This is a genomic window from Marinomonas sp. TI.3.20, from assembly GCF_038155025.1.
Taxonomy (GTDB): domain Bacteria; phylum Pseudomonadota; class Gammaproteobacteria; order Pseudomonadales; family Marinomonadaceae; genus Marinomonas; species Marinomonas flavescens.
Genome location: NZ_JBAKAS010000003.1, coordinates 325,313 through 338,522, shown reverse-complemented (window position 1 = coordinate 338,522; position 13,210 = coordinate 325,313). Strand labels below are relative to the sequence as shown.

The window sequence follows — 13,210 nt, the reverse complement described above, 5'->3', positions numbered from 1 at the left end:
AATATAACCTCAATCAATGGGACAAACTCACCGTTTACCTAACCGATGGGCGAATCAACATTGATAACAACCGAGCCGAACGGGCGATCAAACCCTTCGTTATTGGTCGTAAAAACTGGTTGTTTGCTAATACAGGCAAGGGAGCCAAGTCGAGCGCGATACTTTACAGTATTATCGAAACCGCCAAAGCTAATGGATTAATCCCGTACGATTACCTGACCACGCTGTTTGAAACACTGCCATTATTAAACGATAAAAGTGACTACGATGAGATCGACCGGTTACTGCCGTGGAACATTAAGAAGAGGTAAGTGAAGAGACTTTTTTGCAGCCTCCTTGCTGCAAGGAATCATCCTGAAAGAAGACAGAGCCTCCGTCCTGGAGGCTTGAACAATCCCTTGCTCTCTGTCTATCTATAACCTTAGATCCACTTGTCGTTTTACGCCACTCAGAAATGAAAAAAAGTAATAGATAATAATTTGAGCTTGCCTAGGTGGTGATGCCCGGACGCTCACATACTCTCTGTAATGTCTGCAAGAGCCGATTTATGCCAGTCAGCAAGATATGATCGCATTATTTGGTTATAGCCTCGTAAGCTCGACTCAGATAGCTCCTTTTGTAATATGTAGTCATCATAAACTTCTATTAATGTAATTTTTGACTTTGCATCGGCTTTGGCTTGTTCATTTGGGTTGATGCCATGTGCAAGCTTAGATAATTCCTCTAGTGCTTTTTTTCGAGCGTTCTCAATGGTTAAAGAAGGGAATTGGCCTAATGTAATGCTTACAGGGGAGGTATGTCCTTTGAGGCGTTTGTAGACACGAAACGATTTCCTACCAGAAGGAAGCACTTCTATCACTAGTCCATCGACCTTGGCGTCTTGAATGCGCTGTCTTTTATCTGACGGCTCTATGGCGGAAATGATCTCTTTAGTGAACTTCAGTTTCATACTATACCTAAATTACGTGCTACAGATGTGCTACATAATCTATCAATATAGGTATTGTTAAGTAAAGCTTAATAAAACTGTTTTGAATTTAAGTTTTTGATTTATATGGTTTAATATATTTTCATCAATCTGTGTAAAGCTACATCAATCAATAGGGATTAAAACTCATAATCGGCAGGTCCCCCGTTCAAGTCGGGGCAGGCCCACCATATAAAATAAGCCTCTAGAGCGTTAGTGAAAACTAACCTTCTAGGGGCTTTTTTATTGCCTGTGAAATATAGTCAATTACGGGCGTTGCTAAAACGAGTTTTAACACTCAGCTAAACACGTATATTTCTCTAATACCCTCTTATTTTTTCCATGTTCAGGACACGAACAGACGGATGCTTCGGCACAGATAGCTAATGAACTATCGATATTTTGGTGGTAATTTAGGCTAATTCTAGGATTGATGTGTGTGGTTGAAATGAAAGGTATTGTGACTGATGAAAAAATTTCAGATTTTAGAGATTTAGTTAATTCTAATTCAAAGTTCGTTTATCAAATTTACAAAGATAAAGGTGGTAAGAATCTTTTTCACCTCGTTTGCTCTTGTATGGATTGGATCAGTGTTTCAGTGCGGCACTTAGATAATGCACCTAAGTTCGATTCAAACATAGACGTAAAGTGTATGCAGATTTACTCCCTCATATCATCTATTGACCTAATCTCGGCATCAGTAACCCAACTGCACAGAGTTTTTGTGAATGAAAAAACAGTTCCATTTAAAGGTGAGAAGAAGTGTTTTCACAATCGCCTAATTGAGCGAGAAGATGACAATACATACTTTAAAACTCTAAGAGCTTGCTTTGGTGCTCATCCTGTAGAGTTGAATCAATCTAACTCAAAACGCTTTGCAAGTTGGCCGTTCAAGAGCTATTTAAACAATGCTGATTTAACTGTTCACTTATACAGTAGAGAAATTGGTGAAGAAGACTTAACTCTGGACCTCTACATAAGTGAGTTATTGAAATTTCTAACAACTCGATATGACTATCTTGAAGTAATTGCTGAAAAGATTCAGAGCTTGTTTAAAGAGTACCAGACAAACTTTTCTAAGCAGTCTATTGAGACTAAATCTGATCCATTAGAACAGCTATACGTTCTAAAAATCGAATCAGAAAAGCGGTTGGATAATGACTATTACAACGGTGAGATTGATGACCTGATTATGATATTTCAAGCAAATGTGACTGATGCTGCGCTTGAGCTTCTAGCTGATACTTATAAAGAGTCGCTACTACCTACTATTGAGGAGATCAAGGCCAATCTACAATCAATGAACATCGTTGATTTGGAAACTGATTCTGATGTGAATAATAGTTCAGATCTTGGTAGAGAGTTAAGTTATGAACTACCAAAGCTCTATACTTGGATCTATACGGGTAGATATGATCCGCTTCTGGACTACTACTTTGAGCGATTCAATGCTGTTACTAAAGGGAAGTTTAAATTCAGTGAAAATGATGAAAGAAACCTGACTTTGCTAAAAGTAAATCTAATGTTAAAAGGCTGTAACTAATTTTGTGTAGCTGCCTATCATAAAATGCTCTTTGAGATGCTTTTAGACGCGAAAGAATTTCCTACTAGAAAGCTGTACTTCTATGACTAAGTCATCGGCCTTAGCGTCTTGAATGTGTAGTCTTTTATGATTAAATATATTTCATGAATCTAGATCAAACTACATCAATTAATAGGTATTAAAGCCCATAATCGGCAGGTCCATCGTTCAAGTCGAGACAGACTCATCATATAAAAAGCCCCTAGAGAGTTAGTGAGTGCTAACTTTCTAGGGGCTTATTTATTGTTGCTTTATTCTTTTACTTTAAAGGTATGTTGGCGAACTTTTTCTAGACGTTTGAGTATGCTGTCCAGTCGTTCGGGTTTAACCATAAACTCTTGGAAGCCTTTCATTCCTTCTTTAGCCATATTAGGTGGTGTGTCGCGGTCATAAAACTGAGCGGTACCACTGGCGTTATTTAGAACTTCGACGCCTTTATTTAAGAAATAATTGTCTACGATAGACGCATTTTTATTCGTTGGTATTTGCAGTAATGCGGCATTAACGAGCGTTTGGTTATCTGCTCTAGCCATAAATTTAAGAAACTTACGCGCGTCTTTTTTGTTTTTTGCTTTGGCTGGGATATGGATCGTATCGGTAGGAGCATCTTCTGCAACGGGTACTGTAGGATCTATGATTGGGAATTGAAAAAAGCCTATTTTTCCGTCTAAGTTTTTTGGGAAGTTAGGAGCAATATAGTTACCAATCAAATACATAGCGGCAGAACCATTATATAAGAATGGCTGCGCTTCCTGCCAAGAGTACGAAGCATGATTTTGTAAGAAGTAACCTGGTTCAACCAGCTCTTTCCAATATTTGAAGACATTACGAACTCGCTCGTCAGTATAAGCGATACGGCCGTCCATTAGGTCCATATGAAATTTAAGTCCATTTAGTCGTAAATCTATATAGTCGAACCAAGCGGCTGCAGGCCATAAAAATTTAGTTCCAATCGCAATAGGCTCTACGTTATTGGATTTGAGCGTCGCACTTACTTTTAATAGATCTTGCCAAGTTTTTGGAGCAGAAAGGCCATATTTTTCAAATATATCTTTACGGTAATACACGCCTACTTGGTAATAAGTGTAAGGGATACCCCATTGTTTACCGTCGACAGTCATGGAGGAAACAGAAGATGGCATGCTCTTTTTGAGGTCTAGCTCTTTCCAAATATCACTGACATCGGTAAATAATTTCCGATCGACAAAGGTTTTCATTCGATTGCCGGCATACCAAAAGACAACATCCGGAGGCGAGGTGGCTAGCCAGTTACGAATAGCCGTTTTATAAGCTTCTTTATCGTATATATTGAATTCAACATTGATCTCAGGGTTTTCTGCCTCAAATTTCGCCATGATCTTTTGAAAAGCAGCTTTTGGCGCTGGATCGGCTTGGTCTGAATTGATAACGAGTGTGCTTGCGTGGGCTGAGCTAATGAGCGCCGTTGCCAGTAGGAGTGGGGTTAATAAGGATTTTAGTTTTTTCATGGTTATAGCCTCTTTATTCTTTTTATTTAGAGTGGCATTAATCGTGTTTTATGACTTGTTGTTCTGACTCAATGAGATTAAAAAATTGGAATGTTTGTTCAATATGCTGATGCCAATATGGCCAGCTATGTTCCCCCGTAAAGTGTTCAAATTGATGTTTTATGTTGAGTGTGTCTAATGTGTTATGTAGTTCGACATTGGCTTCGTACAATAAATCATCTTCTCCGCAATCAAAGCGCAGCGGCGGAAGCGTTGCTGCATTTTCGGTTATCCAAAATATAAGGTTGTCTTGTTCTATGTTAAGGCAGGCATATTGATCTAGCGGTGTATCGGTAAATAGGCATATTTGTTCGAGTTTGGTGATTGCGGAGTGAGCCGAAATGCCACTTATACGATCTGCGTATTTTGCACCTAAGCGTAATGCCCCGTAACCTCCCATGGATAAACCTGTTAGGTAAATGTGACTGTTACTTGAAACACAAGCGACATTGTCTATAACGGCATCTAAAACATCTTCTATGATCCATTGTTCATAGTTACCGTGATTACTTGTAGGTAAGTACGCGGAGCCGTCTTGCAGGCCGCCATCGGAGGGCATAACTAAAACAAATTCGCCAAGGTTGTTAGCCTTTTTCAATTTTTCGTAAACCAAATGCACCCCACCTAAGTGCATCCATACCCAGTGATTTCCGTAGACGCCATGCAATAAAACGATGATGGGAACGTCTTTTTCTTGAGCGTTAACGTTATAAATTGAAACATCGTGACGACGCTCTAAATATGATGAGTGTATGGTCAAAAACTGTGTGTTGTTTGGTGTGTAAGCTGGGTTAGACACTTCTAAACGCTTGATCGTCATTATTGCCTCGCTTAGCCTCAGTGAGAAACCATAACGCTTTTCGCAATGCGACTATGGAGTAGATTACGAATGCTTGGATATTACGATCAGACTTGTGAGAGCCCTCAAGCTTGACCCTTGTTATATAAAATAATATTCATCTAATTTTCGTGGCATAGCGTGATGTCACTTATTAGCCTAGATTAAAACATGTAAAGAATGTGATATTCTGCTAAATGATTGTCTCGTAATGACATGAATTTGCGGTTTTTGTTATCTCTCTTGTTGTTCGAATAATGATCGATATCTGATGTTTTGAATACTTTTGTCTAGGTTGGAATAAAATAATGATAAAAACACAAACCTATTGTGAGCCTTTCTGCATCCAAGAAGGTTATCAATTTGAAGTACACAGCGTGGCGTATGAAAAAAATGAGAGCTACTCATGTTTTATGCATTTTCATGAAGTTCATGAATTTATTATTTTTGATGAAATAGATGGCTCGTACTTCTATTCTCAAGGAGAATCTCAGCTCAAAGATCACGATATTGTGTTTACACCCGCGCTTGAAACTCACGACTTCGAATTGAGCTCAGAGCAAAAGTCTTGGACGATAGTGCAGTTTTTACCTGCATTTTTAGAAGATAATAATCTCACTAAAGAAGCGGATTTTTTACAATTTGGCATTCATTTACGCTTAGATAAAGAACAATTACAGAATGTTCAGCAACAGTTAACATGGCTGAAAAAGAGTTATGAAGAAGACCCTCATAGTAATATGAGTTTAACCTTGCTTAAATTATTAATTATTTGGGTTGTTGAACATGCCAAGCCAGTTAGTTATTTGCATGCCCAACCTATTACCACAAGCAAAGGTTATGAGCGTCTTGAGCCAGTCATAGATTTGTTTCGTCATAATGCTTATGTTGAGCTCTCTTTAGTTGAAGCCGCTGAGTTATGTCATATTTCTACGTCTTATTTTTCTCGTTTGTTTAAGAGTGTTTTCCGCTTTAATTTTTCTGAATATACGGTTAGACATAAACTCTATAGCTCTGCTCGTATGTTGACGCAGAGTAATAAATCAATCACTGAAATTAGCTATGAGCTAGACTTTTCAAATCCTTCTCATTTTATTGCTGTGTTTAAAAAACAATTCTCTGTAACGCCAAAACAGTACCGGAATGATCTTGTCGGGCGTTCTGTTAATAAAGCAGGTTAGTACAAATATCTGATATTTTTTAGTCATTCTGATGTTTTTATTAAAGGATTGGTTTTGTACTCTAATTGCATATTTATGACCATTTGGAGAAGCCAATTATGACTAGTTTTGATCAAACACTTAACCTATCAGAAGACGTGATCGCTGAGTTTAATAAGAATGGTCATGTGCGAATCAATGATGTTTGTAATGCCTCTCAGGTTGAATTAAGTCGTCAATCAATACGTTCGGCTGTAGAGGATCGTAAGAGTCGAATTGCTTTAAAACCACTTCAAGAAAGAGACACCTACGGTAAAGCCTTTCTGCAAATTATGAATTTATGGCCAGATTATCCAGATGTCGCTAAATTTGTAATGGCAAAACGATTTGCGAGCGTTGCTGCACAGCTATTGAAGACGGAAAAAGTTCGAATTTACCACGATCAAGCGTTATATAAAGAACCGAATGGTGGTCTAACACCTTGGCATCAAGATCAATATTATTGGCCATTAGAGACCGATAAAATACTCACTATGTGGATGCCCTTGGTGGACGTTACTAAGAACATGGGAACGCTTAACTTTGCTAGTGGTACGGGCAAGGTTGGGTATTTAGGGGACATTCCTATATCAGATGAATCGGAAAAAATACTCAGTGAAATGTGCCAAGAGAAAGGGTTTGAAATAGTTAATCATGGTGATATGAAAGCTGGTGATGCCACTTTTCACTCTGGTTGGTGCTTACATGGAGCCAATGAAAATCAATCTAGTGTGATGCGGGAAGCCATGACAATTATTTGGTATGCCGATGAAACCCAAATTATAGAAGATCCCGATAGCCAAGGCCGCTGGAATAAAGGCCGTCGAGATGATATGGCGCGTTGGCTTCCTGATAGACAGCCGGGAGAAATGGCTGATGGTAAGTTTAATCCTTTAATAGAACCTTTTATTTAATAAGTTATTTTATCAGTCGTTAGGTCTGTTTCAAGAGCGATGGTTTACTAAACCATCGCTCTTTTTTTGTGCTTCTTAGAGTCAAATAATAAGTGAGCTGGCTGGTGGCGGTTTTAGGCATTAGCCAGTATTTTTAATGCCACTCCCGCTGCGGCTGTACGGTTTTCTACGCCTAATTTGGGAAAAATTTGTTCCAGATGTTTGTTGACTGTTCTAGGGCTCATTTCCAATATTTGGGCAATGTCTCTGTTAGTTTTGCCATTCGCTAACCAGTTCAATACTTCTGACTCGCGTTCTGTGAGTTTCAATTCTTGTTTTAACAAGTTGGGACCGGTAGGGCGTCGTCCATCCTCTAGCTTGAGCAATCGCTCTTGTCCTTGTTTCGCACTGACTATTTTTACCGACAGAGGATAATCTAAACCGGTTAACGGTAGGCCGCTTTCTATTTCAGGTAGCCGTGCAAGCCATTGTTTAAGTTGTTGTGTTAGTTCTTGGTGCTGCCATTCGGTAGAGGCTCGGGCTTTGGCTAACAGTGCATATGTTTGCGGTGTGGCCCACATAATGTCCCCATCGTCAGAGACGGTCATTAAGTGTTGGCCAGTACTGTCGAGCGCCAAGTGTGCGCTGCTGGTGAGGCGAGCATTGTTCAGGTGTACTTTCATGCGGGCGAGTAATTCGCTGGGCTTAATGGGTTTAGTGAGGTAATCCACACCACCGACCTCTAGGCCACGCACCACATCATCGGTATCGCTTAGTCCGGTCATAAAAATCACAGGAATAGAGGCAAGGTTTGCGTCTGCTTTTAAGGCTTTGCAGGTTTCAAAACCGTCCATATTAGGCATGATGGCATCGAGTAAGATGATGTCTGGGCGAATACGTTTAGCAATGGTTAGGGCTTGTTTACCTTCCAAAGCCACTAATACATCCATGTTCGCGGCTTCTAGTGTATCGTTAATAAGACTCAATGCATCAGCAGAATCGTCCACAACTAATACAATATCGTTTTTAGTTTGAATCATAATTGTTATTCTCCTTCAGCAATTGAGCGTTTTTCATTGCTGCGCTTGTGCTGTTTTTTTCTAGGTATTCTGCCAGTAAGTCGAACTGGAATGCTTTGTAAAATTGCTCTAGTGTCTGTTGGTTTTTATCAGGCAGTAGTTTGAGTTCTGATATTTTCTGCAATGTAGCGCCGACGCCTTTTTTATACCCCATTTCGGCAAAGGCCATTAATTCACGTAATAGCTCATGGTCTGGCACAATGAATTTATCGCTTGCGGCGGGTGCTGTTTGTTCTGGCGTAAATATCTGTACTATTTTTGTAGGCTGTTCTATTGGCGTGCTGGTGTGCTGTTTGTGTGATTGATACACCCAATCGACATCGATATTGGCCGCAATTTTTTCTAATAGAATCTGATTGTTCACGGGTTTTACTAAATAATCGTCAAAGGCGGCTTTTTCATCCGGTTGGCGATGCTGTTCTTGGGCATCAGCAGATAGCATGATAATCGGTGCTTTAATGCCTCGTTGTCGCAAGGTTTTTGCCAGTTCTAAGCCGTTCATTCCTGGCATGGAAATATCCAGTATAAAAAGGTCAGGTGTCACATCGGCTAATTGCGACAAGCAATGCTGAGCATCATAGGCTTCATAGGTGATGAAATTAAGAGGGACTAGTATGTCTGACAGTAGACCTCGCACCACAGGGTCATCGTCTACGACAAAGAGCTTTCTTTGGAAGCCATGATACCCAATCACTCGTTGTAGCGTACTTTCTCTTTTGGTTTCTTTATTGACCCAAGGAAGCATGAGACTCACTTTAAATTCACTGCCTTCACCCACGACGCTGTTTGCCTGTAAATCTCCTCCCATTATTTCGGTGAGTAATTTTACGATGGTGAGGCCTAATCCTGTGCCGGGTAAATTAGCTGTATCAGCATTACGAACGCGTTCAAATGGGTCAAAGATTCGAGCCATCTGATTCTCCGGTATACCAGGGCCTGAGTCTTTAATCACAAATTCAGCGACTTGATTTCGGTAACGGATTGAGAAATCGACACGGCCTGTTTTGGTGTATTTAATCGCATTAGATAATACGTTGATCAGGATTTGTCGTAGCCGCTTTTCGTCAGTCATAACGGATTGTGGTAGCGGGTCCAGAATGTGGCTCTGAAATTGAATGCCTTTGCTGGTTGCTTGCATAGAGAACATATTACAAAGCTGTTCTATTAAAGCTGGCAAATCTACGGTGTTGCGATAAAGGTCTAAACGCCCCGCTTCGATTTTTGAAATATCCAATAACCCTTCAATTAAATCCGCTAAATATTCTCCACTGCGCTGGATAATATCCAAGCCGTGTTTGTGTTGAGGTGGCATTTCGTCTTTATCGGATAGCAGCTGAGCGTAGCCAATAATAGATTGTAATGGGGTTCTTAATTCGTGGCTAATGCCAGTTAAATAACGGCTTTTAGCGGCATTAGAGCGCTCCGCTAACTCCTTTGCAGATTGCAGTGCTTTGTCGGTTTCTTGGTGAGCGTCAATTTCACGGGTGAGCTTTCGTGTTTGGCGGTTGGATTCTTTTTGCGCCACGACGCGACTTTCATGGGCGAGTAAAAATAGCCAAGAAAGTACTCCAGAGACGATGAGTAGAGTAAAAAACAGCGTCCACATGGTTTGATTTAGCAGGGCTATTTCAGAGGTAGTTTGTGGTGCCATTTGCCGATAAATAAGCGCCATTAAAGCAGCGTTGATGACATTAATAACCGCCAGCAAGGTTATGAATCGACCTAAGCGAGAGTTGATCAAACGTACTGCTTTTTTCGGCAAGAACATCCTTTGAAACGAGATGCTTTGCTGGCTAATACGAGCGTGGGGTTTGCAGCTGTCTAGGCATCGTACATCCAACGAGCAGCATAAGGAGCAAATGGGTTGTTGGTAAGCGGGGCAGTAGCTCATGTCTGCGACTTCAAAGGTATTTTCACAAATGCCGCAGGTTAACACTTTATAAGTGATGGTAGGGTGTTGGCAGGCCTCAAGGTCAATAAGGGGGACTAGCTCAGGAGACTGCCTTGCTAAGTAATATTTTCCTTTGGTGAGCCATGCGATTAACGGTACGCAAACAAAACACGTTGCTAGGCTGACAAAATGGCAGAGGGCTTTCATCTCTTCGCCAAAAACACCTAAATAACTGATTAAACCTAGAATTGTTGCAATCAGCATTGAACCCGTGCCGACAGGGTTAATGTCGTAAAGATGGGCGCGTTTGAACTCGACATAATCCGGGCTTAGCTTTAACGGTTTGTTTATTAATAAGTCGGCAGATAAGCAGCCTAGCCAGCTTACGGCCGCAATAGCAAAGACCCCCAGCACAGCTTCTAGCGCTCGGTAAATACCGAGTTCCATTAATAGCAGAGCAATGGTGACATTAAACACTAACCAGACGACTCGGCCGGGGTGGCTATGGGTCAGTCGTGAAAAAAAGTTCGACCAAGCAATAGAGCCTGCATAAGCATTGGTTAGGTTTATTTTCATTTGGCAGATAAATACCATGATGGCGGCCATGGTTAGGGCAAGAATGGGGGAATTTGTTAAAAATTCAAATACGCCTTGGTACATATGAGTTGGGTCTGCTGCCAGCTCAAAGGGTGCGCCATTTGAAAACGCGAGAAACGCGAGAAACGACCCCAGTAGCATTTTGATACCGCCCATAAAAACCCAGCCCGGTCCTGCCACAATAAGCCAAAACCACCAGCGTTTTTTATTTTCCTCTGTTTTTTCAGGCATAAATCGAAGGTAATCGACTTGTTCGCCTATTTGTCCCATCAAGGCAAAGAGCATAGAAGCCGCGGCACCAAATAACATGACATTAAAATTACCACTGCTGGGTAAGTCTGGGACGGTATATTCCGTCCAAGCTTGGAAGTGATCGTATTCATTCAGTACCACCACGAGCAAGGCGGTTAATTGCAGCGCCAGCCAAATATATTGAGTGATCCATTGGAAGCGGCTGATTGCACGAATACCATGGGTCACAATTGGTATGACAAACACCGCGGAAAGGGCATACCCAATGCCTAAAGGAATATTGAAAAGGACTTCGAGTGCAGAGGCAAGAATCGCCGCTTCAATAGCAAAAAAGATGAAGGTAAAGGTGGCATAAATCAAAGAGGTTATCGTGGAGCCTAAATAACCAAAGCCAGCGCCGCGAGTCAGTAGATCAATGTCTAGACCGTGTTTGGCAGAGTAGTATGCGATCGGAAAACCCGTCACAAAAAACACCAGTAAAACGGCAAAGATAGCCGCGATTGAATTAGTAAAACCGTAGTTAAGTGTTATTACTGCGGCTAACCCTTCTAATGCCAGAAAGGCGGTGGCTCCTAGGGCGGTATTAGCGACACGCTCAATACTCATGGTGTGTGTTTGTTTTGAGGTATAGCGTAATGCAAAGTCTTCGAGAGTCTGGTCGGCAACCCACTTATTGTAATGACGGCGAACTTTAAAAATCTTTTGTGAAACAGGCATACGTATCTCGACAGGACTGTGAATGGTGTTAACCCTACGCATTAAAAAGGTGCGAATGGTATTTTGGACGCACCAATGCAGTGTCTCTAGTGGTGAGAAAGCGACATTAAAGACAATGTTTTAATGTAAACACACTGATAGACCCGTAAAAACGGTAGATATGAGGGAATCTTGCAGACATCGTGCCACCATTTTTCTCATGGTGACACGATTTAGAGCAGTTAGTCTTGAGCTGGTTTTGGCTTACGGTTACGACGAGCAGGCGCTAATGGCTTACTGCGCATTCCTTGACCCTGTGTTACGTCTGCTTTTGGTGCGTTAGTGTTGCTAGTACGACGAGCGCCAGAAAATTTAGCAGATCCAGCCGTATGTTGCTTTGGTTTTGCTGCTTGACCTGAACGCTGATCGCCACGAGGTGAGCTTGATCTTTTAGGCTTGTTTGATTTAATTGGTCGATTGTCCAGTGTCGTGTCAGGCAACATGTGTGTTGGCATGAAATCATCCACATAACGACGTTCGATCAGTTTTTGTGTTAGACGCTCAATGGCTCTAAGTTGATCTAGCTCATCTGCTGCAACCAAAGAAATAGCTTTACCTGTTGCACCTGCACGGCCAGTACGACCGATACGATGCACGTAATCTTCAGCCACATCTGGTAAGTCAAAGTTGACGACGTGAGGAAGCTGTTCGATATCAAGACCACGAGCGGCAATGTCTGTTGCAACTAGGGCTCTTACACGGCCATTTTTAAAGTCAGATAGCGCGCGAGTACGTGCGCCTTGACTCTTATTGCCGTGAATAGCGCTAGCGCGAATGCCACTGGCTTCAAGCAGTTTTGTTATTTTGTTTGCGCCGTGTTTGGTACGAGAGAAAACTAATACTTGTTCCCATTTACCCTCGTTTATTAGCTCAATCAATAATTCAGTTTTACGTTTTTTATCGACTGGGTGAAGCCACTGTTCAACAGAAACGGCAGTTGCGTTTCTTGGCGTCACTGAAATCTCAACGGGATTGTTTACCAGACCTTTAGCCAGTTGGCGGATCTCTGGAGAGAACGTCGCTGAGAAAAGCAGGTTTTGGCGTTTTTTAGGTAACACGGCCAAGATTTTTTTGATGTCATGGATAAAGCCCATGTCCAACATGCGGTCAGCTTCGTCTAAGACTAAGATTTCTAGTTTGTCGAATCTCACTGCTCGTTGATTGAATAAATCCATCAGACGGCCCGGCGTCGCGATCAGAATGTCTGCTCCACGGCGCAGTGCCATCATTTGTGGATTGATTTTAACGCCACCAAAAACAACGGTAGATTTAAGAGGAAGGTGTTTGCCGTAGTCCTGAACGCTGGCAGCTACTTGAGCGGCCAATTCTCGTGTAGGCGTTAAGATAAGCGTACGTACTTGATTACCTGTTGCTGGTTCGCCTTGGCTTAAGCGCTCGAGTAAAGGCAAGGTAAAACCGGCCGTTTTACCCGTACCCGTTTGGGCTGCGGCCATCACATCTTGGCCGTCCAATATGGCTGGAATGGCTTGAGCTTGAATAGCTGAAGGCGTGGTATAACCTTGCTCTTCAATGGCTTTTAGGATGGGGGCAGATAGCCCAAGGGCGTTGAAACTCATAGGTGTTCTCATTTATTAAAAAAGGGGGGTGCGAAGCGAGTAAATCAGGCTGT

General features: G+C 41.7%; 10 protein-coding genes. 4 read left to right on the top strand and 6 right to left on the bottom strand.

The features are described from left to right. Nucleotides 1-311: IS66 family transposase (locus V6259_RS05765; RefSeq protein ID WP_341583681.1), on the top strand; the 311-nt coding region annotated here is incomplete at its 5' end. Between the two features lie 200 nt (nucleotides 312-511). Here V6259_RS05765 and V6259_RS05760 read toward each other — a convergent pair. After that, nucleotides 512-949: an Arm DNA-binding domain-containing protein gene (locus tag V6259_RS05760; protein WP_341583680.1), complete on the bottom strand. Its 438-nt coding sequence runs from the start codon at nucleotides 947-949 to the stop codon at nucleotides 512-514. Nucleotides 950-1,406: 457 nt separating this feature from the next. Between V6259_RS05760 and V6259_RS05755 the strand changes: the two genes are divergently transcribed. Then, entirely contained in the window at nucleotides 1,407-2,510 is a 1,104-nt protein-coding gene (locus V6259_RS05755) for a hypothetical protein (RefSeq protein WP_445928500.1), read from the top strand. 290 nt (nucleotides 2,511-2,800) lie between these two features. Here the strand turns inward: V6259_RS05755 and V6259_RS05750 are convergent, their stop codons facing one another. Both V6259_RS05750 and V6259_RS05745 read right to left on the bottom strand, forming a co-directional pair. Then, on the bottom strand, nucleotides 2,801-4,036 hold the full coding sequence (locus tag V6259_RS05750) for an ABC transporter substrate-binding protein (RefSeq protein ID WP_133012625.1): 1,236 nt from the start codon (nucleotides 4,034-4,036) through the stop codon (nucleotides 2,801-2,803). Nucleotides 4,037-4,073: 37 nt separating this feature from the next. After that, entirely contained in the window at nucleotides 4,074-4,895 is an 822-nt protein-coding gene (locus V6259_RS05745) for an alpha/beta hydrolase (RefSeq protein ID WP_341583678.1), read from the bottom strand. Nucleotides 4,896-5,221: 326 nt separating this feature from the next. Here V6259_RS05745 and V6259_RS05740 point away from each other — a divergent pair, with 326 nt between their 5' ends. Together V6259_RS05740 and V6259_RS05735 are read left to right on the top strand one after the other, a co-directional pair. Further along, nucleotides 5,222-6,094 carry an AraC family transcriptional regulator gene (locus tag V6259_RS05740; RefSeq protein WP_133012627.1) on the top strand — a complete coding sequence of 291 codons (873 nt, stop codon included), beginning with the start codon at nucleotides 5,222-5,224 and terminating at the stop codon, nucleotides 6,092-6,094. Between the two features lie 98 nt (nucleotides 6,095-6,192). Further along, nucleotides 6,193-7,026, top strand: coding sequence for a phytanoyl-CoA dioxygenase family protein (locus V6259_RS05735; RefSeq protein WP_341583677.1), 834 nt, complete (start codon nucleotides 6,193-6,195; stop codon nucleotides 7,024-7,026). A 113-nt stretch (nucleotides 7,027-7,139) separates the two neighbouring features. Here V6259_RS05735 and V6259_RS05730 read toward each other — a convergent pair whose 3' ends face one another. The 3 genes from V6259_RS05730 to V6259_RS05720 all read right to left on the bottom strand — a co-directional run bounded on the left by V6259_RS05730 (nucleotide 7,140) and on the right by V6259_RS05720 (nucleotide 13,157). Continuing rightward, the gene (locus tag V6259_RS05730) at nucleotides 7,140-8,045 is read right to left on the bottom strand and encodes a response regulator (protein ID WP_133012632.1); all 906 of its coding nucleotides are present in this window, start codon (nucleotides 8,043-8,045) and stop codon (nucleotides 7,140-7,142) included. Further along, entirely contained in the window at nucleotides 8,032-11,541 is a 3,510-nt protein-coding gene (locus tag V6259_RS05725; protein ID WP_341583676.1) for an ATP-binding protein, read from the bottom strand. The genes V6259_RS05730 and V6259_RS05725 overlap by 14 nt, the downstream gene beginning before the upstream one ends. Before the next feature lie 221 nt (nucleotides 11,542-11,762). Next, nucleotides 11,763-13,157: a DEAD/DEAH box helicase gene (locus tag V6259_RS05720; RefSeq protein ID WP_341583675.1), complete on the bottom strand. Its 1,395-nt coding sequence runs from the start codon at nucleotides 13,155-13,157 to the stop codon at nucleotides 11,763-11,765. Nucleotides 13,158-13,210 lie beyond the last annotated feature (53 nt).